The organism is Leuconostoc falkenbergense, from assembly GCF_014634805.1.
Classification (GTDB): Bacteria; Bacillota; Bacilli; order Lactobacillales; family Lactobacillaceae; genus Leuconostoc; species Leuconostoc falkenbergense.
The window spans coordinates 1-22,942 of sequence record NZ_BMBS01000034.1 but is presented as its reverse complement, the minus strand read 5'-3'; the positions used below and the strand labels follow the sequence as shown (position 1 = coordinate 22,942).

Here is a 22,942-nt window from a genome sequence, read left to right as displayed (position 1 = left end):
ACACTCAACTGGCAATCACCACGAAAGGTTTTTCAGCAGTTTGCAGTGTTCGGTTAATTCTTGCAATCTACCATATACTATTTGGACTATGGATCATAGAAAAGATTATACTTGATAAAATCATGCTACCTATTTGACCTACGAAGTATCCCTTTTTCAGTAGAATTCCTCTACATACTATTTCCTCAATTATCGGTGAAAAAATACATAATGACACAATATAATACAACAATGCTAATTTATCATGAATTATTGTTTTGAATGTTGATTGTAGTAATTTTGCATTGCTTCCTGTTTCTTGTACATTTGGCTGCATAAAAATTAGTCCATATAAGATAACAACCATTGCTAAAAGTGTTACTAAAACAGTTATTATATTTAAAAACACACTGGTATTATGAGGCTTAGAATTGCCAATATTTTTTTTTAAATAAAAAATCAATCCGAATACTACCGATAATTTAACTATTACTCCCAAAATAATAAATATAATTTTTTCTGTAATGTTAGGACTCTCTGTATTGTAATCAAAGATTTGTGCTACTACAGTAATGATTATAAAAAATAGGAAACTTTCTAAAAAATAATTTACAAAGTTCCCTATCTTCTCTTTTATGGCTATATTGGTCATTTTTTAGTAGTGCCTTCCATGTCTGTTTTGGCTAAGTCACGTAGCTTGGCTAAAGATAGACGTGTTTTGTAATGAGCTAAAACCATGACAAGTGCAGCTACACCACAATCACGTTCATCGACTTGTGCGATATAATTTAACTTTTTTGTCAATGCCAGGCCTCCCAAAATAAATATAAAATAGTAGCATACAATTTTATAATCAAACACGATAATATGTTTGAAAAATGGTGCATAATAGGACTAAATCTGATAGTATGTAAGCGCATACAAGAACCTTGTCATGACACTAAGTAAGACGCTGTAGCAAGATAGGAGGACTCTATTGACTGTATTTTACCATGATAAAGAAGTTCGCGTTTGGGAAATTAGCAAAGATAAAGAACTGCCTGAGTGGGTTCAACACTGTTTTGATAATAATTCTATGGTCTGGTATGACAATAAATTGAAAGTCCTTGTAAAAGCTATAAACCCTTCTTCAAAAAGAGATGTTAAACTAGGGCTTCTCGATACGGCATTAGGTTATTATGGCGGTGGGTTTGTAATGGGGAATGTAGGCGATATTTTTGATTCTACCAACGGTAGGATTATGTCAAAAAAGAATTTTCTCAATCATTATGATATAAGAAATTAGAATTGATAGAAAAAATTAATTTTTAAATTCGTAGAGTCAACTAATCTGTTTAGTTAAAAGACACGCGAAAGAGAGATTAAAGTTATGAAAAGCTATTTAAGTAACTATAAAAAGTTATCTCATTCAGAGTGCAACAAAATTAGCGGATGACATTGGATTGGCGACGTTTTAGGGGTAATTGGACATGTATACCATCCAGCCGACCCTCATAAGGTTCTAGATCAATTGAATGGCAAGACGCAACCTAAACCTGAACACCAATATAGTCCATATGGGTATTATTAATTTAACGAATTAACATAATGCGTGTTATCAGAATAAAGAGCTTAACTCTGATTATTAAAAGAGTTAAGCTCTTTATTTTTTGATTTAACAATATCTAATTAAAAATGATTGTCAAATAATATATTTTATTTTCCCCCCAGGATTGCAGATTGCTAGCACAACATTCTATTTTCTCAATGGCAGTTGCGGTATAAAATAGACACTACTAGTTAATAGTAAAACACGCAGTCCCGCACTAATATAGATGCCAGCTTGCTCATCAATATTAGTGCTAGTTACTCCCTTAAAAATAGCAATGCTCAAAAAATACATAAAAGCAGTGACAATTGCAAGTAAGGCCCATTTATTTGTATATAAATTAACTGGTTGTTGTACTGTTGAAAATAAGACAAACAATGCAATCATGCCTATAATTAACGCAGTCACCTTGTAAATCGGTAAAACATGCATGTAATTTGAGAAAATGGAAACTAATAAAAATAAAGCATTCGCGACATAAGCAATCGCGTACAAGATTTTTTGCTTATTTAAACTATGATCAATTGTTTCAAAATGTTCAATCAATTCTATATCCTCCTTCATTAATTCATCTAATGACACATTGTATTTGTTGCTGATGCTTAGAATATCAGTTATGCCAGGATAGCTTTTCCCATTTTCCCAGCTAGATATTGTTTGGCGTGTTAGATGTAATTCTTTCCCTAGTTGCTCTTGTGTTAAATCAAAAGCCTCTCTAATCATTTTTATTTTCACACCAATTAACATTGACACATCACCTCTTTCTAGAAATTAATATAGCGATAATCTGTTAAAATTTAAAGCAAATAATATTAACATTCAGCAATTCAGCAAATAAATACTAGATAATTTTTATTTGGTGCTGATTCGCACCCAAGAATTGTTTACGAGTGTGGCGAATTTTTAGGGTCTATAATTGACAAATAGTCCCTCAGAAACATTGAAAGAATAACCCCTAATATCTATAATATAGATGTTGGGGGTTATTTGTTTTAATATTAAAGAAATAACTTCTTCTATTTGTCATCAATACTAAACAATAATTTGTACAAAGTGATTATTTCTTCTAGTTCTTCACGCGATACATGATCGACAATAGTTTCATCAGTGACATGTCTTGCCCGTAAATCTAAGGCTATGGTTTGATCTAATAATACTTTTCCATATACTGTTCCACCTACAAAAACACCCAGAAATCACGCCGTTTTAAGCTGAAATCCGGGTTTTGAAAAATTTTCGGAGTCCGGCAACTCTCGGTGCCGAAAAAACCTGTCCATAATCTTGACATCAGCGCCTATTGCTTTTATTTTTCATAAAAGTACGAACATTATTTTAAATTTGTTCTTGAATATATCAGTCAATTGATTTAATCTTATACTTATCAAAATATAAGCAACTCGTTTATATAGGAGGAGAATGAATGTCGTATTTTAGTAGGTATTTCCCTAAGGCACGGGACTTAGAGGAAAAATTATTTAATAGTCCTGAATTAGGATTCAAGGAGTTTCAGACTAGCAAGATAATCGAGAACGAGCTGAAAAGGATAGATCCAAAGTTAAAAGCCGAACATTATCTTAAAACAGGGCTTAAGGTTGTTTTTGATAATCATCGAAAAAAGACAATTGGCGTTATTGCAGAAATGGACGCACTGTATCAGCCTAAGCATTTTAATGCTGATCCTGAAACGGGTGCTACTCATGCATGTGGACACTATACCCAAGTAGTAATTGCTCTAGCAATGATCAATGAGTTAGTTAAGAGCTCAAAATTAAAGGATTTTGGCACTAATTTGGCTTTTATTTTTACGCCTTCTGAAGAATTTGTAGATCTGGACTGGCGGCAGAAACAAAAAGATGAGGGGAAGCTAACTTATTATGGTGGCAAACAAGAAGCTATTAAACAGGGAGTTTTTGATGATATAGATTATTGCGTTTCAGTACACGCTATTGGAGAACAATTTAAAAATCGTACTATAGAACTTAATTGTGATTTAGCAGGCTTTAATTTTAAGTATTTTGATTTTTATGGGAAGGCAAGTCACGCGGCCTTTGCGCCAGAAGCTGGAGTTAATGCTCAAAGTATTGCCACATTGTTTACAACAGCACTTGCTATGCAGCGTCAGCAGCTTAAAGATCCTAATCGAATTCGCTTTAATCCTGTAATGATTGGTGAAAATACTGAATCAATTAACGTAATCCCTGATCATGTCAAAATGGGTTCTGATCTAAGATTCTTTAATGTGAATTATGCTCAAACAATTATGCAGCATTTTGATAATGCGGCTAAAGGATGTGCTCTAGCATTAGGCGGGCAAGTTGAGATTAATACGCAAGTAGGCTATTTACCGCTACATTCAAATCGTGATATGAATGCGTTGGTTAAAAAGACGTTTGAAGCGGATGATAGAATACCAGACCTAATTGATGATCGTGGCTATATAATGGCAGCTGGTGATATTGGTGACGTAGGCTTTCTGATACCCACTATTCAAATCGGTTATGGCGGCTGGGAAGGAACTATTCATGGTTCGGACTTTAAACTAATTGATCCTGAATTTGTACTAAAAATTTTCCCAGAGTTTGTGTTTAATAGTGTACTAAATATTTCGCATAATTTAGGGAAGGTAAAGTCTTATCGACATAGTAAAGAAGAGTATTTGCAAGCGCTAGAGGGGATGGAGAAGTAATAATGAAGCACATTAAAAACTATGGGCCATTAATTTTGCTGGTTTTGTTGATTGATCTAATAGCTGAAATGATTGGGATGCAGATTTTTTCATTAGGTAAAATAACAGTTTCAATTTTGCCATTGGTGTTTGCCGTAATTTTCGCTATTTTAATTTATTTAATTCCTTGGCATCCCATTAAACGCTTATATAATGACAAGCGAGTTAAATTCGCAGGCAAATATATGATTTTAATTATGTTGCCACTAATGGCTCGCTATGGTGCTAACGTAGCTCCTAATATTAATGAAATCCTCTCAGTAGGCTGGGTATTTTTAGTGCACGAACTGGGTAATTTAGGGACAATTCTCTTCGGCTTGCCTGTAGCGTTGTTTTTAGGATTAAGACAAGAAGCAATTGGTTCGACATTGGGGTTAGGCAGAGAAGGAGAGTTAGCTTATATTAGTGAAAAATATACCCTTGATTCACCAGAAGGACGAGGAGTATTAGGAATCTATTTGATTGGAACTATCTTTGGTTCAATTGTATTTTCGATTTTAGCTCCTTTATTGTTGGGAATGGGCTTTAGCTATAAGGCCGTTGCGATGAGTTCCGGCGTTGGTTCTAGCTCGATGATGACAGCTGCTTCAACGGCTTTGGCTGCGATTGTGCCCGACCATAGTGAAACTATTTTATCTTTTGCGGCCGCAAGTCAATTGTTAACAAGCTTCATTGGCACATACATTATGTATTTCTTGGCCGTGCCCTTGCAGAAATTCATGTATATTCACATCACGCATTTGTTAGATAATAAAAAAGAGGAGTATCCAGAACATGATTAGAGAGAATAACTTTTTTAAATTGGGTCGCGATGCATTAATTTTAGCATTAAGCGTTAGTTTAGTACTTTTTGTTCAATGGATAAAGTTATTGAAAAATTCGAAAAGTACGCCTATTACAACGGATACTTTCATTGGATTAGGTCTATTATGGTTGTTTTCTCTTTTGGGGATTATCATTAGCATGTTAATGAAAAGAATGCCTTGGAAGATTGTTCAAGGTTTTCCGATTCTAGGTTGGGTTTCAATTGTATCGTTAATTTTTTGTTTAATCAGTTCGTATTGCGTTAGAGTAATTAATGCCGTTGACTTTTTATCTTTGACTACTTCGGTATTAGCTTTTGCAGGTATTTCCGTCACTTATCGATTGAAGGATTTAAGTAAAATCTCTTGGAAGATGTTGATAGTTGCTTTATTTGTATTCTTCGGGATGTACTTCATGGATGCTCTAATATCACAGATTGCCCTTAATTTAAGTGGAAAATAAACAAGAGACTAGATTCTACATGGAGTCTAGCCTCTTTCTTTGACTTACTGAGGTTAATTTTCTATTAATATAAAAAAGCCACGAGCTATTCTCGTGACTTCTTTAAGTAAAACAAATTACTTGTTAACTTCAGCCTTGAAAGTCTTACCTGGCTTGAATGCTGGAACGTTAGTTGCAGCGATTTCAATTTCTTTGCCAGTTTGTGGGTTGCGACCCTTACGAGCAGCACGGTGACGAAGTTCAAAAGCACCGAAACCAACCATTTGAACCTTGTTGCCTTCAGCAACGTTGCTCTTAACAGTTTCGATGTAAGCGTCTAAGACCTTGTTGATGTCGCTCTTAGTAGCATCAGCCTTTTCAGAAATTTGGTCTACTAATTGTTTCTTAGAAATAGTTTCCATGAAATATACCTCTTGTCTCATAAAAAATAGGGAGTCTGATTCATCGAAACAAGGCGATATTCGCCTCGTATCAATAAAGACCAGTATCTAGATTAACCATTAGTCTGACCTTAATTTCTTAAATATTTATTTGACTTAATTTTCTGCCGAAATCATCCAAATAGCTATGACCTGCTGTTAAGCTTTCGATTGCTCCATGATGAATGCCTAGATGAGCTTCATGCGTCTTTCTTAGGCTGGCACGAACTGCACCTTTCAATTCTTCCTGATCACCAATATCGAGCTGTCCACCTGCAAACTCACTGCTAAGCCAGTATTCCAGCTCATTGTTTTTGATACAAGTTAGTACACACAGAATTCCTTCGGCACCATCTTCTGACCAGTATTTTCCTTGCCCTTTGACGTGATAAGTAGCGACGCTGCTTACTTCCAGGATATTTCTTACTGCCAAGACGCTATAATGCTTGTACTTATCAAAGCCCATGAATTTATCTAAAGGATAGCGACTTTTTTGCCCAGCTTTAACGTACCTTCTTCTGACATAAGTCACTTCGCCAAAAGCCATATTGATTGAACGTTGATTCTTCTTTTCAATTTGGTAGTCCTGATTCTTCATTGATTCACTTAGCTCTTGATCTACTCGTTCCAAGGCTAAGGACATCAATTCTCTGATCAAATTGAGAAAGAAAAAGGCTATAGCTTTTTCACGCTTAATAATATTAGTTTCAGACTTTATAATTTTGACGATTTCAGTTACAATTAATTCCATAAAAGACCAGCTTCTAATGTGTTTTTTTGCTTAACATCAGACTACTGGTCTTTAATTCTACCAGATTCAGCAGATACTAGACAGGTTCTAAGAGGCATTTCACCATACTAACAAGAAAACCAAAAATTCCCAGATCATTAATTTAACATATCGTATCAAACCACGCCTGGAATATTATCTAGGCGTTTTTTTAATGTCATGGTATTTTCTGGCAGAAAGGTTGCATTATTGTGACTACAGTTGTAAACTAATAAGTGTTAAGAGACTACAAACGTAAACTTAGAATTCAATTAATGGAGGAAGCCAATTGAAGGATGCAAAGAATGTAACCATCACCGATTCTGAATGGATGGTTATGAGAGCAATTTGGACAATGGGACATGCGACTAGTCGTGAACTAATCGATGCTATGAACGAATTAGAAGGCTGGTCAGCTTCAACAACCAAAACGCTACTTCACAGGTTGATTCAAAAACAGGCGGTTGCGCAGCATGGCGGCAGTCGACCATTCACGTATAAGCCGGTTGTTGGCGAGAAGGAATCAATGGCGGCAGCGGCAGATGATTTGTTTGACCATATGTGTGCGATGCGGGCTGGTTCAACAATTGCCGGCGTTATTCAGTCAAGGGAACTCTCACGGGCGGATATTGCGAACTTACAGGCGATTCTAGCTGAAAAGGCCAAAACAGCGCCCGAGGAAGTTCAGTGTAACTGCTTGCCAGGTGATCAAACGTGTTAAGACTGTGGTGTTCTGTTTACTTTTAGGATTGCTGCACAAAAATCCAGAATCTGGGATTTCTGATGGCGGAAACTTATTTTTAGGGGGTCGATAATCATGGCAAATAAAGAGGAGCATATGAACATGAAAAACATGAGTGCTAAGAATATGGAAAATAATGAATCAAATATGAGTCATATGGATCATGATGACATGAAAATGGATCACGATATGACCGAAACGGATCATAATCAAATGAACATGAATCACGAAACTATGAATATGAGTGGGATGAATCACGGTGATATGGATATGGCTGGGACCGACATGATGATGCACGGTGGCTCAATGATGCATATGGGGAATTTGAAAGTTAAATTTTGGGTCTCCGTTGTCTTAGCGATTCCAGTTTTACTGTTAGCACCAATCATGGGTTTAAACGTTTCCATCCTTAGTTTCAGTTCACCGCTAATTGTTGGCATTATCATCGTTTTGTTTGATACAGCACTTTACTTTTATGGCGGAATGCCATTTTTAAAGGGGGCTAAAGCGGAAATTCAGGATAAATCTCCTGAAATGATGACGCTAGTAACCCTTGGAATTTCCGTTTCGTATTTCTACAGTTTGTACGCATTTATTGCCAACAACTTCTTGAACCCGGCAAATCATGTAATGGATTTTTCGTTCGAACTTGCAACCCTGATTTTAATTATGCTTCTAGGACACTGGATTGAAATGAATGCATTGATGGGGGCTGGGAATGCCTTACAAAAGATGGCGGCCCTGTTGCCTAAGACGGCCCATCTAGTTACAGATAATGGTGAAACAAAAGAAGTGCCAGTATCTGATTTAAAAGTTGGTCAAGCTTTCCAAGTGCGTTCAGGTGAGAGTATTCCAGCCGATGGTGTTATTACGGCTGGGGAGTCGACCGTGAATGAAGCACTGGTAACCGGTGAATCTGCTGCCGTTACCAAGAACGTTGGCGATAAGGTCATTGGTGGTGCAACCAACAATAACGGGACGCTAACGGTTAAAATTAGTGGTACTGGTGACTCCGGCTATCTTTCTCAAGTAATGAAAATGGTTCAAAATGCCCAGCAAGCTAAATCTAAAGCAGAAGATAAAGCTGATTTAGTTGCCAAGTATCTATTTTACGCGGCACTTGGTGTTGGGATTATTGCTTTCTTTGCCTGGTTACCCCAGGGATTGGCGACTGCAATGACGATCATGGTGACCGTCTTCGTGATTGCTTGCCCGCATGCATTAGGATTAGCGATTCCATTAGTGGTTTCTCGTTCTACTACGATTGGCGCTCAAAATGGGCTATTAGTTCGAAATCGCCAAGCCATTGAAGCAAGTCAACATGTTAGCCACGTTCTCTTGGATAAAACTGGCACGTTAACAGAAGGTAAATTTACGGTGAATGCATTGATTCCAAATGATGGGATTGACGAAACAACGTTATTAAGCCGACTGGCCGCCCTTGAAAATAATTCGACTCATCCGCTGGCCCAAGCAATCATTACTGAAGCCCAAGCGAAGGACATTGAAGTCGTTGCGGCTGAAAAGTCTCAAAATATTCCGGGCGTTGGTATTTCCGGTAATGTTGATGGCACTGACTATACGATTGTTAATGGTAACTATTTAACGAAGCAAGGGATCAGGTTTGACGAGGCCGCTGCTGATAAATGGGCTGCTAAGGGTAATTCCGTCAGCTTCCTATTGCAGGGCACCCAAGTTCAAGGAATGGTTGCTGAAGGCGACACCATCAAAGCGGGTGCTAAGGAATTAATTAGTGGTCTTCAGAGGCGAGGAATTACCCCCGTAATGCTCACTGGCGATAATCCAAAAGCCGCGGAACACGTTGCTAACTTACTAGGATTGACTGAATTCCATGCAGGCCTATTACCAGATGATAAGCAAAAGATTATTGCTGATTATCAAGCAAAGGGCAATCACGTCATCATGGTTGGTGACGGCGTAAATGACGCACCAAGTCTTGCCGCGGCCGATATTGGAATTGCAATTGGCGCCGGAACCGATGTTGCCATTGATTCCGCTGATGTTGTGTTGGTTAAATCAGAACCCAGCGATATTTTACATTTTCTTGATTTGGCTAAAATCACAAATCGGAAAATGGTTCAAAATCTCTGGTGGGGAGCAGGCTACAATATTGTCGCAATTCCACTCGCTGCCGGTGTGTTGTCATTTATTGGAATCATTCTAGACCCAGCCGTTGGTGCTGCGGTCATGGCGATGTCGACAATTATCGTGGCAATTAATGCGATGGGATTGACTGGTGAAAAGATTAAAAACGTGTAATTAAGTGATGACAAAAAGAGGAGAAAGATCAGCTGGTAGTCTGGTCTTTCTCCTCTTTTTGATCATCATGTTAATTACTTATCTGGTTGCTCAGTTAATTTCGCCAATTTTTGATGCAGCCTAATGTCATATTGCCTGGTAATTGGCATTAACACCGCGACCACCCCGCAAATGGCAGCACCGATTCCTGCAATCACAAATAGGCGTTCAATACCAATCACATCAGCTAGGGGACCGGCAAAAATTAAGCCAATTGGTCCAGCTAGATTCGACAAAGAATTCAAAACGCCTAGAATCCGCCCTAACTCTTCTGCTGGATAACTTTGTTGAATCATTGCCATTAAAAGCGTTGTAAAAAACGGGGTCGCAATTCCTTCAATGATGTTTAAAGCTGCGAACCATAAAAATCCGGTTTGGTTACCTGGCAAAATGCCGCTAATACCGGTTGGAATGCCAACCAGGAAAAACGCGATGATTACGGGCTTCATCCGGTCCTGCCACTTACCAAAGAGGCCAATGATAGTGCCGCCGATTAGCATGCCAGTTGAATAAATGGCTTCAATTAAGCCAGCCTGACTAACGGTTCCCTGAAAGTATTTCATGGTCATGAGTGGATACATGCTGGCAGCAGGCATGTAGGTTAGTGTGAAGACGGCGCCGATCAACGTAATGTACCACAAGCCCTTGTTGTTCGTAAGTTGTTTGATCCCCAAGCGGGTGTTGTGGAGCACATGCATTGGCTGATCAATTTTTTCATTGTTAGGAATTTTAACCCACGTTAAAATACAAATCCCAATGATGGCCCCAAGTACGTCTAACAGAATCAAGTACTCGATGGGGATAAACGCAAATAAAAACGCGCCCAGTGCTGGGGCAATAATCATATTCGCGGATTGCACCATTCCCAGTTGGCCGTTCATACGGGTAATTTCTTTGTCTGGCACCATTGTGGGCATTACCGATTGAATCGTTGGCATCTGGAAGGTTTGCGCACAAGACCGCATCAGTAATGAAATAAAAATGAGCCAAAGTGGAAATACATGAAAGACCGTTCCGGATACGGAAAGAATAATAGCGAAACAGGCAGCAAAAACGTCCGGGAAAGTTAGGAGGCCTTTTTTGTTCCACCGATCAAGCATAGGACCAACAAACGGACTAAGAATCACCATTGGCAGCATTCCTAAAATAGTAGCAATGCTCAATACCGTTGCTGAACTGGTTTTCTTGGTCAAATACCAAATAGTGGCGGCCTTCTTGATTATCAAATAATTTTTCACCACTTCTATAAGCGGCGCTAGCAATGGCACTGCATCCTTTACCAGCACTATTATATAATGACCCCTCAAAAAGACTATTAAAACAGCCCCCATTATCTGACTAGTAGATAATGGGGGCTGTTTTTTTGTTTAATGTTATAATAGATCTTAAAATGCTGGACTGAATTGAATGGTCAAACGTTGGTTTGTTGCTTGGGCGATCTCAGATAGTATTTTTGTTGAAGCATTCATCGAACCATTTTCAATGCGTGCAATCGTTGATTGTGGTTTACCAATCAAATTGGCAAATTCACGTTGGCTCAATCCCATATTTGCACGAAGGTCACGAACTTTCACTGCTACCTCTAAATTAATATTTTCTTGCTCAACAATTTGTGCAAATTCAGGATTTTTTTTACTACGTTCAGCAACGTATGCATCAAGTTTACTCATTGATTTTCCTCCTTATTCAAATACTGACTGCGTCTATTCCGAGCGATTTTCTTTTCATTTTCAGGTGTCTTTTGCGTTTTTTTCGTGAAAGCGTTAGTAATAATGTATTGACTACCTTTGACTTGAAAGTAAAGAGCCCTTTGAATGTTTGAAGATCGTTTAGAACGAATTTCATAGAGATTATTTTCTAGCTTTTTTACCCATAATTGTCTTTCCGCCACTAAGAGGCCATTATTTTCAATATTTTGAATGGTTGCAATTAATTTAGCAGCATCTTTATCAGGTAATTGATCTAAGAACTGTTCAAATTCAGCCCAATCGTAATAATCAAACTCAAATTTTTCCATAACAACATGATAGCAGATGCGCTATCATCAATCAAATTATTAACTTTAAAGGAGTAGCCAATGGTGCAACAAATTGTCCTCCCCATCAAAGACTCCAACGTCTTAAAAATGGTGCAAGACACCTTATTAGATAGTTTTCGGGCGGGTCGCCGCAACTACACTATCTTTCAAGTTGGCAAAGCCACTCTACTGCGGGTGAGTGATGTGATGACGTTAAAGAAATCGGATGTCTATAATCCCGATGGGTCTGTTAAAAACACGGCCTTTATTCATGATAAAAAGACAGGTAAAGCGAACACGTTATATTTAAAGCCCGTGCAACAAGACTTGTTGCAATATCATGATTGGCTAGTCCAACAGAATATCACTTCGGATTGGTTATTTCCCTCAACGTCCCATCCAGATCGACATATAACAGATAAGCAGTTTTATAAGGTGATGGCACGCGTTGGTGATCTATTAGGTATCAACTATCTAGGCACACATACGATGCGTAAAACAGGCGCTTACCGCGTCTATACACAGTCAAACTACAATATTGGTTTAGTCATGCACTTATTGAATCATTCGAGTGAGGCTATGACGCTTACTTATCTGGGGTTAGATCAAGCAAGTCGCGAAACAATGTTAGATCAAATTGATTTTGGGTAATAACGCCAACTAATCTCCCTAAATTAGCACGTATTTGTTCATTTTGACGCCACTATGGAGGTATTTTTAATGACTAGGATTACTAAGGCACAATTAGACAACATCATTACACGTTGCCACCATCCGAGGTAATTGGTGCCCCATTGTCTGAAACTGCAACTAAAGGGTTGCTAGGTAATACTTTTTGAGTCATAATTTTAGACGCTCCAATTTTTGAGTATTTGGTTTGTTTTTCACTAACAAAATATCATAACAAAGAGCTCCTATGGTTTTCACCTAACGGGTGAAAGCGCAAAACCCGCTGAAACGGTATTAACTTGCTGTTTCAGCGGGTTTTTGTCTGTCTTGATAAATAATCCGGGTAAAAGTTAATTATTTTTAGTTAATTAATGGAATTGCATACCACCATCGACTTCGATAGTCTGTCCAGTAATATAATTTGAATCTGGTCCAGCTAGAAAGGCTACTGCCGCAGCAACATCTTCTGGTTCTGATAGACGCTTTAATGCAATATCCTTTGCGAAGGTCTGCATACCCCACTCATCATCCTTACCAGCATTCTTACCAACTTCATGGGCAATATCAAACATCATTGGTGTCTTAACAATACCAGGTGCATATGCATTAACTGTGATGTTTTGCTCGGCTAAATCACGGGCAGCAACTTGTGTTAAACCACGTACAGCGAACTTTGTACTACTATACAAAGAAAGGTTTGGATTACCAACGACACCCGCTTGTGACGTTGCATTGATAATCTTCCCACCGTTACCATTCTTCTTAAATTGTTCAACGGCTGCTTGAATACCCCAAATATCACCAGCAACATTGATATGATAAACCTTATCAAATAATTCAGGAGTAATTGTATCAATTGGTGTCGTAGGACCAAGGCCAGCATTGTTAACTAAGACATCAAAGCCACCTAATTTTTCAGCCACTTCTTTAACAGCTGCAAAGAATCCTTCGCGATCAGAAACATCTAGCTTAACTGCAATTGCAGTACCGCCATTCTTTTCAATATCAGTTGCGACTTCTTTACTTTTAGCTTCATTCAAATCAGCAACTGCAACTGCAAATCCATCTGCACTTAGGCGACGAACAATTGCTTCACCAATACCTTGTGCCCCACCAGTAACCATTGCAACTTTCTTTGTCATTACTAATTCCTCCAATAGTATTATTCGAAACAACTATAGTCTAGCACAACGCTCCTGATTTGTTAAAATTTTTACAAATTATTTTATATCAATTTAAGCAAAACAAGCACTTAATTAGTGGTAGTCAAACTAATTAGACGCTCGTTTTGAAATTTTATTCACAAAAAACATTTACAAAACTAAGCTACCACCCCAATAATGACTGAATGACACTATCATCATCCTGCGTTAATTTTCATGGATAATTCTGTACCTTCACTCTTACTAACCCGGATTATTCATGCACTAAATTTTTAACCACAGCTAAATCAGTAAAATACGATAAATCACCTTGAAACTGCCAGTATCTTGGCACAGTTTCAGGGTGTTTTTTCGATTGAGCGTTTTTTGAGAAAAATGGGCACACTAAAACCAGCCAGATTTTGCTATTTTTTTGAAAATCTACTTCGTTGTTTTATTGCCACAAAGCATTTAGTCGTTCCCAAGCTCGCCAGAACAGACCATCGAATTGTTCTTGGATGCGGCTATCTAATGTCAAGATCACCTTGTGGGCGTGCTTAGTGACACGTCCCCCGATTTTTAACAAACGGTCTCGAAAGGTGTTGATTGTCCAACGCAATACTCTTCATCAACCGCATCAAGTTTGATGCAATTACTGAGATCCACATGCGCGCTTGCGGTAAACACGGACGATGTCTTTTTGTGGAAGACTTAGGTTAGTGACGATGAACTGTGTACCGCCATGTTCATCATTTAAAACGATATCCTTATTTTTAAGTATAAATCGACTTAACTTGATACAAATAATAATGCATCTAAATCAAATATCTCAACACATTTTTGGGTATGCCGTTTAATTAGACCTCTCTCTTCCAATGATGAGAACTTACGGCTTATTGTTTCTGGAGTTGTCCCCAGGTAAGTAGCCAAATCTTTTTTTGACATGGGTAAAGTCACATAAGTATGGTTTTTTTCATCTTCAACATTTTCTGATAGAAAATCAATAATTCGAGCTTCAACAGGTTCAGTACTGACTTGCACAGTCTGTTTTTCTGATAACTGTAGCCGTTTTGTAATATCCGATAATATTCGTCGCATGATTTCTGGATAGCGATCTAAATATTGATCTAAATTCTTTTTATGAATCCTACAAATACTTGTTTCCGATATTGCTTCAGCATAATTCGAATGATAACTTTCAGTCTGTAAAATAGCAACTTCCCCCATAAAATCACCAGGATGTAGGATGCGTATAGTTTGCTCACGACCAGACTCACTTAGGCTATAAATACGTACACGTCCATTGTTTATGCCGACGCCACAACACCTGAAAGATTGGTCCGTAGTGATGAACCCAGCGCATAATCGTTGTATGATGAACAGTAATTCCACGATCACGTAAAATCTCAACGACATCACGATAACTCAAATTAAATCTGAAGTAGTAACCAACGGCTACCAAAATAATGTCTTGTTGGAAATGCCGACCTTTAAAATAATTTTTCATCATACCTACCTCACCTTTTAGGCTAATTATACCCAAAATAAGTTAAACTGAATTTTTTGCACCAGAACCAGTATTTCCAAATATATGATTATATTTACCAAATAGATGTGTATTGAAAAATAGTTTTAAAATAAAAGTTACAATCAATATAGAGTATATATTTGAATTTTTGGAGACGAATTATGGAAGTTATATTACAAGTGGATAAAAACACTCAAAAGCCTAAAATTATTATTTGCACACCAAAAAAATCTTCTTATTTTGATGATTTAGTTAATAAAATTCGTCGTATGCTTGGAGAAGAAAAAATTAATGTTAAGCAAGGGAGTGATTATTTGTCAGTTAAAATTTCTGATATTGAACGTATTTATACTGAAAATCATAATGTATTTTGTGAAATTAATAGCTGTAAATATAAGTTAAAAGAACGAATATATGAAATGGTAGATTTATTGCCACATGATACTTTTTTTCAAATATCGCAGTCAGAGATTGTTAATCGTAAGTTCATTGATAAATTTGAATTGACATCAACGGGATTATATCAAGTTATTTTAAAAAATGATGTGGTTACTTATGCTTCAAGAAGATGTATGTACAAAATAAAAAAGGAGTATTTAAAATGAAAAAATTTATTAGAGGATTAGCTAGTAGTATTTCAATTGGTATAACAATAGGTTTAGTAGTTTCAACTTTTTTTAGCTATCTATATAAAACTAAATATTTATTACCGTCTAGTCCTTCATTTGTTAAAAATTTTGAAACACCACTTGATGCATTTATAGTGTCTATAATTATTTGGGGATTAATGGGTGTCGTATTTTTCTTATCGCAATATATATTTTTACTAGAAAAGTTGAGCATTACGCAACAAACAATTTATCACTTTATAGTCACTTATTGTGGCTATACCATACTAGCGGTATGTGCTGGGTGGTTTCCAGATACATTTAGTTGGTTAATTTTTTATACTGGTATTTTTGTGTTAATTTACTGTTTAATCTGGTTTTTTTCAATGAAAGAGGCCAAAAAAATAACTGCTGCACTAAATAAATTAGCATAGTGCATGTTAACCAAAGTAAAAAGCGCCAAACCTGAAATAAATAGGGTTTGGCGCTTTTTCTGTGATCACGTCTTGTGAATTTGGCTCAAATAAATTGGTCTATCTCTCACAATCCCCACAACTAGCCTTTTGTCATTTGTGAAATTTTAGTCCGTGAGCGGTTTATGAGACGGCTGTTTGTGCTTTTTGCGGAGGCGTAAACGGACCACCAATTTGTGTTGGGCGACTTCTTCGTCAGACAAGGTTAACTTCTCGTCAATTGAAAACGAGGTCGTTTTATAATTTTTGGCCAGGACAACCGCATAAACAGCCTGGTCAATCTGTTCACTTTGTTCTGGTGTTAAGGCAAAAGTATAAGACTTGTCGCCATACAAAATCGTTTTATCAGGGGCTACGCGCGTAAAGCGACCCTTAATTGCATTGTACGTCATAACAGCTCCTTTCTTGATTTTATTAGATAAATCTCATCAAAGGGGCGTTTATTACCTTTTTGCCCCATAATAGAAATGTCGACTTAAGCCTACTCCCCCAAGCGTTGAGGAGGGGTTACCTGTCGGTTTATTTGCAATTTTACCCCCCCCTATTAGTAATTTGGGGGCTTGGTTAATTTTTTGAATCGTCTTTAATTGTCAAAAATAACAGGCTAGCCATCATACTATCAGCGTCACTGTATTTTAAAGTGGGCCACCAGGCTTGACCAGCGTACTGGCCCAAGCCTTTGAAACAGCAGAGCTGTTTCATGGCAGTTATTGTTTATAATTATACACTGTCTTGCCCTGAAAGGAAACTTGCTTCAAAAAAGACAAACAAAAAGAGCTGGTGTTCCTACGCACTAGCCCTTTTTACTAGAGAGGTTAATCTCCATGTATTTCTTCCTGTTTATATTATAGCATTGTATTAGTATTATTTCCAAACGTGATATACTTAAAAAGCTGTTGTTTCCTACTATACGCAACGGCAAGGAGGTGAAACTCCATGATATATTTCTTCCACGAACTAACACAATTGCTCAACGCGATATGTGTTGCTGTTGTGACGTTCGCAATTAAACGTTATTTTGATGATCTTAATGATCGTTAAAATAATGTGGGCACCTTAAGGGCGCCTTTTTGTTTGCTTTTATTGTATAACACCTATTAATTGTGATAGTCCACTACAATTTTTTTGTTATTATACACTTACGTTTACAGATTATTTTAATGTGTTTAAGCTGACACCAGCTTGCCCCGCGCGGGTAGCGTTCTGCATGACATGCTCCCGCTGAAGGTGATCATGCAATAATAAATTGCCCTGTGACGGCGTGACCCGCCAGAGGTTTTACAAGCCGGATAAGTGGCACTGTAAAATAGCAGTTTCGCCAGTAGGAAGGGGAAACGCTACTGTCAGCGCTTGTCGATGACGTGCCTCGCAGAGCCTGTCCAAAATAGAATTTTGGTATAACAGGCTATACCAGATTTTTAACGGTGTTATACTGGTCTTGGAAAACCTTTTTTGAGGAGGCATTTTTGATGGCGCATTTAAAGAAAAATACGCGTGGCGCAGTACCTGGTTTAGCGGTCCACTTTGAACGTAAAACCGACCATCACACTAACAAAGAAATTGATGTGTCGAAAACCTATCTGAATCAAGATCTCATGGCGGATGCTTCTGATATGCTTTCACGTTTCAATGCGCGTTTAAATGACGTCTATTGCATGAAAAGAGACGATGTGAAGGCGTTAGCGACGTGGATAGTCACTTTACCTGAAGAACTCACAGAAGCCCCCTACGAGCAACAGAGCGCCTTTTTTGAAGCAACCACCAATTTTCTTAATGAACGTTATGGTCAAGAAAATGCCGTGGCCGCTGTCGTGCATTATGACGAGACAACCCCTCACTTGCACTATGCCTTTGTCCCCGTTGTTTTTGATGATAAAAAATCACGTTATAAAGTATCCGCTAAAGAAGTGCTCACGCGCCATGATTTGCAAAGCTTTCATGAGGATCTAGATCAGGATTTAAAAAAGGTGCTGCCCTTTTATGAACAAGGCATTTTAAACCACAAAACCTTACCGTTTGAGAATGTCGCTGAAATAAAAAAATGCAATGATCAGTTTAACGCCCTAAAAACCGAACTAGCTGACATTGAAGAAAATATTCGTGCTAAACAGGCCGTACTTAAACTCACGGATCAAGCCTTAACGGAAGTGGACTTAGCCGAAAAACAAATTGATGATTTTAAACAAGCCTTATCTAAAAACCTCTTTGGTAAGACGGTGCTTAAACCAGATGACTTAGATCGCTTTAAAAACGTGTTAGCCACGATGAAGAAAGCCACCTTACAAAGCCAGCATGAGACAGAAGAACTCAAGCAAACGTTAGGACAAGTCAAAGCGCAATTAGCTGACATCCAATCTGATTATCAAAACCTGAAAGCAACGCATCAAGCGCTTCAGAAGCGGCAGCGAGACCAGCAACAGCTGGATTATGCCATGCGAGACATGCTTAAAAATGATTGTGGTGTCGACCAACTATCGCATACTGATGTGGAGGCCCGGTATGTTCTTTATAAGCTGGATCATGAAGAACTCACAAAAAATAAAAAAGTAGCCCAGTCCTGGTTAAAAACCTTGACGACAGCTAGAGCAGATCCAGATACGAAAATATCGCCAACTAGATTAGATCGCGGTATTGAACAAGTTAAAGCGTTAATCAATCGAATTATCGAATTAACGCGTGATTTTTTTAAAGGACCAAGCCTCTAAAGTTAAACCGCCTTCTTTGTCGTTCTAAGCGTTTTTAGCCATGTGACGTAGAAATAATCATTGAACGGGTTAAAACGTCGCTATTGGATTAATAAGTGGCAATCTATGTCAGATAACTAGGTAGCCGGCATTTGAAATGATTCAAAGCAAAAAGAACACCACGTACAAAATTTATATGGTGTTCTTTTTGTTTAGTTTTTTAATGTGGTCATAAAAAGGCGCAGCATATTATAAGTTTATCTTTTATATTTTAATCTTTTGTTCTTTTGCGTGGTTAGAAAGTCAGTTTTATCAAGGGTTAATAAAATAATAAGACTAGAAAATACTATGTATAAGACTAGAAAATACTATGTATAAGACTAGAAAATACTATGTATAAGACTAGATTAAATGTAAAAGACTAGTCTTATTTGCTATAATAAAAGCATAAAGAAATCCCCGACTAAAAGTTTTTCTTTATGCTTACTCACAACACGCACAAAGGAGCGTATTTATATGTCTATTATACCAGAAACAAACACAAGGCAGGTGCAGACCTTGAATGAATTATCAAAACGAAAAGTCGTTGAACATAATAGTTTAATCACGTCCATTGCCAAAATGGATAAAACGCCCCTCAAAATGTTCGAATTAGCCGTGTCTCTGATTGATACAGAAAATCCACCCCAAGATCATACGGTTTATTTATCAAAACGAGAGTTATTTTCTTTTTTTAAGGTCAATGATAGCAACAAACATAGTCGTTTTAAAGAAGCGATTGAAAAAATGCAGAAGCAAGCCTTTTTTCAAATTAAAAAAGGACAAGATAAAGGCTTTAAATTTGTTAGCATTGTACCAATCCCTTATGTTGAATGGACGGATTATAACGATGAAGTAAAAATTGAATTTCATCGTGAAATCATGCCTTACTTAATTAATCTTAAAAATAATTTTACACAACATGCCTTGTCAGATATTGCAGAATTGAATAGTAAGTATGCGATTATTTTGTATCGTTGGTTGTCCATGAATTACAACCAATATGATCATTATAGCGTTAAAGGTGGACGAAGAGAGGAACAAGTTGAAAGTTACCGTAATCCCACCATGGGTATGCGAGATTTACGTCAAATGACTGATACAGTTGATGAATATAAACGATTTTATAATTTTGAAAAATGGGTACTGAAGGAACCGCTGGCCGAGATTACAAATCATACAACTCTTAACGTAACATATGAAAAAATTAAAAAAGGACGCAGCATCGATAGCATTGTCTTTCACATCACTAAAAAAAGGGTAGCAGACGATGTCAGTTATAAGCAGGATGATTCAGCTTATCTTGACGGTAAGATACGTCAAGAAGAGACAGAAGACATGCTGACAGTCATGGCTATCAAAAGTCCTTACACAAAACTACTTATGGAACAGTTTTTATTGTCCTACCTTGATTTGACGGATACGTCTATTTTGGCAGGATTGCAGAAAAATGTTTATCCACTTTATGACGAATTAAAAGAGTTACGTGGACTAAAAGGTGTCAAAGATCACTTATCATATATTAAAGATAAACAAGATGATTATTCAAAAAAGAATATTGCTAAGTATCTTAAAAAATCGATTGAACAGTATCTACCAATCGTTAAAAGGCAGGATATAGATCATGAGTGAAAATTTAAAAACAATTCGAGAACTTGCTGATGAATTTAAGGTGTCTAAGCAAGCAGTTAGGAAAAGATTAACCGATGAATTTAGATCAAACTACGTAGAAACTGTATATAGTAACGGAGTAGAAACATTAGTAGTAACGGTTAGTGGGTATAGGCTTTTAAAACAGCATTTTTCTAGTAGTAACGGCAGTGAAAAAGTAGGTAGCAACGTTGGTGGTAACGGTGGTAACGCTAATGTTACCAGTGATAATAAGCAAACAACGGATAATAGCTATGTATTTAAAATATTAGAACAACAATTAGCTGTTAAAGATAAGCAAATAGAAAATAAAGATTCACAAATATCACAAATGCAAAATTTATTAGATCAGCAACAAAGATTGGCCTTACAGGACAAACAACTGCTCGAAGAATACAAGGCAGAAATTAAGGACTTGAAAGCCTTAACGATGGCACCGCATGATGATGTTGAAAAAGAAGTGACGTCAGACAAACAACCGGAACCTGAAAATAGCACCCCGGAGTCACAACCTAAACCTAAAAAGTGGTGGCATTTTGGTAAATAGTTACAACTAAAAAAGATAAGTATTTTTCCATGATGAGACTCCTCTCTGACTACCTTTAAGTATACGCACAAACACTAAAAAAGCCGTCGAAATTCGGCGGCTTTTCATCATATTACGTTAAATTATTCAGCGTCGTAGGCAGCTTGGAAAATCTTGGTGATATCTTCCCTTGTCCCCTTACGAGGGTTAGAGAAAGCATTCCCATCCTTCAAGGCATTTTCAGCTGCTCAGAAGTCAATAAATTGGACTATTTTTATTCAGTTACTTAGGCAACATTTGAGATACGATTGCGATTATAAAAATTGATATACCAACCAATGGCTGCTTGGCCTTCAGTTAATGTTTGGTACGCCTTCCTGAAGATAGTTTTTAAAAGATACTAGACAGGTTCTTATGCACCTCTTAACCAAATTCATACGCCACCAATTTTAGTGTTAATCGAAAAAAGAGTAAAAGAGTGATATGCTTAATTTTTTAAATAAAAAATTATTTTAAAGAGGTAAATATAAACATGCAAGGAATTCTTCTCGCGCTTGTTCCAATTTTTGCTTGGGGTGCTATCGGATTGGTAGCTAATAAATTTGGTGGTGATGCTAATCAACAAACACTTGGAATGACTTTGGGCGCTTTTGTTTTTGCACTTATTGTTTTCTTATTCCGCATGCCAACGTTGACATGGCAAATTTTCTTAATTGGATTTATTGGTGGATTGCTTTGGGCAATTGGACAAGTTGGTCAGTTTAATTCAATGAAATACATGGGTGTTTCAGTAGCGAGTCCACTTTCATCAGGAAGTCAATTAGTAATTGGTGGATTGCTTGGGGTTTTTGCTTTCCACGAATGGACAAAACAAATTCAATTTATTATCGGATTTATTGCGATGGCTGTTTTGGTAGTTGGGTTCTATTTCTCAGCTAAACGTGACCCAGAAAATGCAGTTGTTGAAGAAGGACGTAATTATACTAAAGGATTGACTGCTTTAACTTACTCAACTTTGGGATATGTTCTCTATGTTATTCTTTTTAATAACTTAGCAGTACTTTGGTTCAATGTTCATTTTGATACACTGACAATTATCTTGCCAATGTCAGTTGGAATGATCTTTGGAGCACTTGTGATGGGTCGTTTCAAAATTAAAATGGAAAAATATGTTTATCTAAATATGATTGATGGAGCAATGTTTGGTGTAGGTAATATCTTTATGCTTATGGCTGCAAGAGCTGCTGGTAACGCAATTGCCTTTTCATTCTCACAATTAGGTGTTATCATTTCAATTATTGGAGGAATTCTCTTCCTTGGTGAAAAGAAAACCAAAAAAGAATTGGTTTATGTTGGAATTGGGATTGTTCTGTTCGTAACAGGTGCAATTTTACTTGCAATTGTAAAATCTAAAGGATAATAAAAAAGCTATCAGTAAATTGACGGCTTTTTTTGTGCTCTTATACTACAAAAATAGTCCATTTTTTTAGTATAAGAGCAAAAATAATTGACGTTTAATTATTAGAGCAAGGTATAGATCATTTATGACTAATTAAATTTTCCGAAGCGAAATGTTACATTTTCGATCCAAATGTACTACATAGAATGTATATCATGATACAGCTATTCCATATTACATGTCCGAGTATGCTGTATTTGACATTGTCAGTTTTAACTCGAATTATCATTAACCCTAATCCGGTTAAAAAATAATTAAGAAATATATATATGGTAGATTGTAAAATTAAACCGAACACTTGAATAAAAAAGCCGCAGCGCCTTTAATGGTAATTGTCTAA

Annotated in this window: 24 protein-coding genes and 5 pseudogenes; 13 read left to right on the top strand and 16 right to left on the bottom strand. The window is 37.1% G+C overall.

Features of this window, described 5'->3' with window-relative positions; genetic code table 11:
* Nucleotides 1-67: 67 nt before the first annotated feature.
* Together IEU71_RS10350 and IEU71_RS07665 are read right to left on the bottom strand one after the other, a co-directional pair.
* On the bottom strand, nucleotides 68-316 hold the full coding sequence (locus IEU71_RS10350; protein ID WP_036066765.1) for a CPBP family intramembrane glutamic endopeptidase: 249 nt from the start codon (nucleotides 314-316) through the stop codon (nucleotides 68-70).
* Nucleotides 317-636: 320 nt separating this feature from the next.
* Nucleotides 637-783: pseudogene (locus IEU71_RS07665) on the bottom strand (cysteine peptidase family C39 domain-containing protein); the annotation flags it as partial.
* A gap of 172 nt (nucleotides 784-955) precedes the next feature.
* On the opposite strand from IEU71_RS07665, the gene IEU71_RS07660 reads away from it, so the two are divergent.
* Complete coding sequence (locus IEU71_RS07660) at nucleotides 956-1,264, top strand: hypothetical protein (RefSeq protein ID WP_036066761.1); 309 nt, start codon at nucleotides 956-958, stop codon at nucleotides 1,262-1,264.
* Nucleotides 1,265-1,714: 450 nt separating this feature from the next.
* Here the strand turns inward: IEU71_RS07660 and IEU71_RS07655 are convergent, their stop codons facing one another.
* Nucleotides 1,715-2,314 (bottom strand): helix-turn-helix transcriptional regulator, encoded by a 600-nt coding sequence (locus tag IEU71_RS07655; RefSeq protein ID WP_004912675.1) that lies wholly within the window; start codon nucleotides 2,312-2,314, stop codon nucleotides 1,715-1,717.
* Between the two features lie 269 nt (nucleotides 2,315-2,583).
* Nucleotides 2,584-2,739 (bottom strand): annotated as a pseudogene (locus IEU71_RS10285) (type II toxin-antitoxin system PemK/MazF family toxin); the annotation flags it as partial.
* 248 nt (nucleotides 2,740-2,987) lie between these two features.
* On the opposite strand from IEU71_RS10285, the gene IEU71_RS07650 reads away from it, so the two are divergent.
* From IEU71_RS07650 to IEU71_RS07640, 3 genes are read left to right on the top strand one after another with little or no spacing between them, the layout of a single operon-like run.
* The gene (locus IEU71_RS07650) at nucleotides 2,988-4,253 is read left to right on the top strand and encodes an amidohydrolase (RefSeq protein WP_004912672.1); all 1,266 of its coding nucleotides are present in this window, start codon (nucleotides 2,988-2,990) and stop codon (nucleotides 4,251-4,253) included.
* A gap of 2 nt (nucleotides 4,254-4,255) precedes the next feature.
* A complete protein-coding gene (locus IEU71_RS07645; protein ID WP_004912670.1) occupies nucleotides 4,256-5,074 on the top strand; it encodes a DUF3100 domain-containing protein in 819 nt (272 codons plus the stop codon).
* The gene (locus tag IEU71_RS07640) at nucleotides 5,067-5,558 is read left to right on the top strand and encodes a hypothetical protein (protein WP_004912666.1); all 492 of its coding nucleotides are present in this window, start codon (nucleotides 5,067-5,069) and stop codon (nucleotides 5,556-5,558) included. The genes IEU71_RS07645 and IEU71_RS07640 overlap by 8 nt, the downstream gene beginning before the upstream one ends.
* 116 nt (nucleotides 5,559-5,674) lie before the next feature.
* Here the strand turns inward: IEU71_RS07640 and IEU71_RS07635 are convergent, their stop codons facing one another.
* Nucleotides 5,675-5,959, bottom strand: a complete 285-nt coding sequence (locus tag IEU71_RS07635) for an HU family DNA-binding protein (protein WP_004912664.1) — start codon at nucleotides 5,957-5,959, stop codon at nucleotides 5,675-5,677.
* 118 nt (nucleotides 5,960-6,077) lie between these two features.
* Nucleotides 6,078-6,728 carry a UPF0236 family transposase-like protein gene (locus tag IEU71_RS07630; RefSeq protein ID WP_004912662.1) on the bottom strand — a complete coding sequence of 217 codons (651 nt, stop codon included), beginning with the start codon at nucleotides 6,726-6,728 and terminating at the stop codon, nucleotides 6,078-6,080.
* A 307-nt stretch (nucleotides 6,729-7,035) separates the two neighbouring features.
* On the opposite strand from IEU71_RS07630, the gene IEU71_RS07625 reads away from it, so the two are divergent.
* Nucleotides 7,036-7,467: a CopY/TcrY family copper transport repressor gene (locus IEU71_RS07625; RefSeq protein ID WP_002816262.1), complete on the top strand. Its 432-nt coding sequence runs from the start codon at nucleotides 7,036-7,038 to the stop codon at nucleotides 7,465-7,467.
* A 96-nt stretch (nucleotides 7,468-7,563) separates the two neighbouring features.
* Nucleotides 7,564-9,768, top strand: a complete 2,205-nt coding sequence (locus tag IEU71_RS07620) for a heavy metal translocating P-type ATPase (protein ID WP_080519652.1) — start codon at nucleotides 7,564-7,566, stop codon at nucleotides 9,766-9,768.
* Nucleotides 9,769-9,842: 74 nt separating this feature from the next.
* On the opposite strand, the gene IEU71_RS07615 is transcribed toward IEU71_RS07620, so the two are convergent.
* From IEU71_RS07615 to IEU71_RS07605, 4 genes and pseudogenes are all read right to left on the bottom strand, one after another.
* Nucleotides 9,843-11,033 carry an MFS transporter gene (locus tag IEU71_RS07615; RefSeq protein ID WP_369802601.1) on the bottom strand — a complete coding sequence of 397 codons (1,191 nt, stop codon included), beginning with the start codon at nucleotides 11,031-11,033 and terminating at the stop codon, nucleotides 9,843-9,845.
* Nucleotides 11,008-11,070, bottom strand: a pseudogene (locus IEU71_RS10345) (MobA/MobL family protein); the annotation flags it as partial. The pseudogene IEU71_RS10345 and the gene IEU71_RS07615, both read right to left, overlap by 26 nt.
* Before the next feature lie 122 nt (nucleotides 11,071-11,192).
* Complete coding sequence (locus IEU71_RS07610; RefSeq protein ID WP_004903734.1) at nucleotides 11,193-11,477, bottom strand: helix-turn-helix domain-containing protein; 285 nt, start codon at nucleotides 11,475-11,477, stop codon at nucleotides 11,193-11,195.
* Nucleotides 11,474-11,824: a type II toxin-antitoxin system RelE/ParE family toxin gene (locus IEU71_RS07605; RefSeq protein WP_004912644.1), complete on the bottom strand. Its 351-nt coding sequence runs from the start codon at nucleotides 11,822-11,824 to the stop codon at nucleotides 11,474-11,476. The genes IEU71_RS07610 and IEU71_RS07605 overlap by 4 nt, the downstream gene beginning before the upstream one ends.
* 60 nt (nucleotides 11,825-11,884) lie before the next feature.
* Here IEU71_RS07605 and IEU71_RS07600 point away from each other — a divergent pair, with 60 nt between their 5' ends.
* Nucleotides 11,885-12,475, top strand: coding sequence for a site-specific integrase (locus IEU71_RS07600; protein WP_004912641.1), 591 nt, complete (start codon nucleotides 11,885-11,887; stop codon nucleotides 12,473-12,475).
* Nucleotides 12,476-12,861: 386 nt separating this feature from the next.
* Here IEU71_RS07600 and IEU71_RS07595 read toward each other — a convergent pair whose 3' ends face one another.
* The 3 genes and pseudogenes from IEU71_RS07595 to IEU71_RS07585 form a co-directional block, all read right to left on the bottom strand.
* Nucleotides 12,862-13,635 (bottom strand): (S)-acetoin forming diacetyl reductase, encoded by a 774-nt coding sequence (locus IEU71_RS07595; protein WP_004912639.1) that lies wholly within the window; start codon nucleotides 13,633-13,635, stop codon nucleotides 12,862-12,864.
* A gap of 789 nt (nucleotides 13,636-14,424) precedes the next feature.
* Nucleotides 14,425-14,946: pseudogene (locus IEU71_RS07590) on the bottom strand (Crp/Fnr family transcriptional regulator); the annotation flags it as partial.
* A gap of 1 nt (nucleotide 14,947) precedes the next feature.
* Nucleotides 14,948-15,145, bottom strand: a pseudogene (locus IEU71_RS07585) (IS6 family transposase); the annotation flags it as partial.
* A 179-nt stretch (nucleotides 15,146-15,324) separates the two neighbouring features.
* Between IEU71_RS07585 and IEU71_RS07580 the strand changes: the two are divergent.
* Both IEU71_RS07580 and IEU71_RS07575 read left to right on the top strand, forming a co-directional pair.
* Nucleotides 15,325-15,768 carry a LytTR family DNA-binding domain-containing protein gene (locus tag IEU71_RS07580; RefSeq protein ID WP_004912623.1) on the top strand — a complete coding sequence of 148 codons (444 nt, stop codon included), beginning with the start codon at nucleotides 15,325-15,327 and terminating at the stop codon, nucleotides 15,766-15,768.
* On the top strand, nucleotides 15,765-16,205 hold the full coding sequence (locus tag IEU71_RS07575; protein ID WP_036066754.1) for a DUF3021 domain-containing protein: 441 nt from the start codon (nucleotides 15,765-15,767) through the stop codon (nucleotides 16,203-16,205). Before IEU71_RS07580 ends, IEU71_RS07575 begins: the two co-directional genes overlap by 4 nt.
* 146 nt (nucleotides 16,206-16,351) lie before the next feature.
* On the opposite strand, the gene IEU71_RS07570 is transcribed toward IEU71_RS07575, so the two are convergent.
* Nucleotides 16,352-16,636, bottom strand: coding sequence for a hypothetical protein (locus IEU71_RS07570; RefSeq protein WP_004903679.1), 285 nt, complete (start codon nucleotides 16,634-16,636; stop codon nucleotides 16,352-16,354).
* Nucleotides 16,637-17,713: 1,077 nt separating this feature from the next.
* Here IEU71_RS07570 and mobV point away from each other — a divergent pair.
* The 3 genes from mobV (at nucleotide 17,714) to IEU71_RS07555 (ending at nucleotide 21,164) form a co-directional block, all read left to right on the top strand.
* The gene (gene mobV, locus IEU71_RS07565) at nucleotides 17,714-18,949 is read left to right on the top strand and encodes a MobV family relaxase (RefSeq protein WP_004912615.1); all 1,236 of its coding nucleotides are present in this window, start codon (nucleotides 17,714-17,716) and stop codon (nucleotides 18,947-18,949) included.
* 495 nt (nucleotides 18,950-19,444) lie between these two features.
* Nucleotides 19,445-20,599 carry a RepB family plasmid replication initiator protein gene (locus IEU71_RS07560; protein ID WP_004912612.1) on the top strand — a complete coding sequence of 385 codons (1,155 nt, stop codon included), beginning with the start codon at nucleotides 19,445-19,447 and terminating at the stop codon, nucleotides 20,597-20,599.
* Nucleotides 20,592-21,164 carry a hypothetical protein gene (locus tag IEU71_RS07555; protein WP_004912610.1) on the top strand — a complete coding sequence of 191 codons (573 nt, stop codon included), beginning with the start codon at nucleotides 20,592-20,594 and terminating at the stop codon, nucleotides 21,162-21,164. Before IEU71_RS07560 ends, IEU71_RS07555 begins: the two co-directional genes overlap by 8 nt.
* Before the next feature lie 265 nt (nucleotides 21,165-21,429).
* Here the strand turns inward: IEU71_RS07555 and IEU71_RS10320 are convergent, their stop codons facing one another.
* Nucleotides 21,430-21,528, bottom strand: coding sequence for an IS3 family transposase (locus IEU71_RS10320; protein ID WP_143471194.1), 99 nt, complete (start codon nucleotides 21,526-21,528; stop codon nucleotides 21,430-21,432).
* A gap of 147 nt (nucleotides 21,529-21,675) precedes the next feature.
* Here IEU71_RS10320 and IEU71_RS07545 point away from each other — a divergent pair, with 147 nt between their 5' ends.
* Complete coding sequence (locus IEU71_RS07545; RefSeq protein ID WP_036086751.1) at nucleotides 21,676-22,563, top strand: GRP family sugar transporter; 888 nt, start codon at nucleotides 21,676-21,678, stop codon at nucleotides 22,561-22,563.
* Between the two features lie 154 nt (nucleotides 22,564-22,717).
* Here the strand turns inward: IEU71_RS07545 and IEU71_RS10315 are convergent, their stop codons facing one another.
* Nucleotides 22,718-22,900 carry a CPBP family glutamic-type intramembrane protease gene (locus IEU71_RS10315; RefSeq protein WP_371867079.1) on the bottom strand — a complete coding sequence of 61 codons (183 nt, stop codon included), beginning with the start codon at nucleotides 22,898-22,900 and terminating at the stop codon, nucleotides 22,718-22,720.
* Nucleotides 22,901-22,942: the final 42 nt, after the last annotated feature.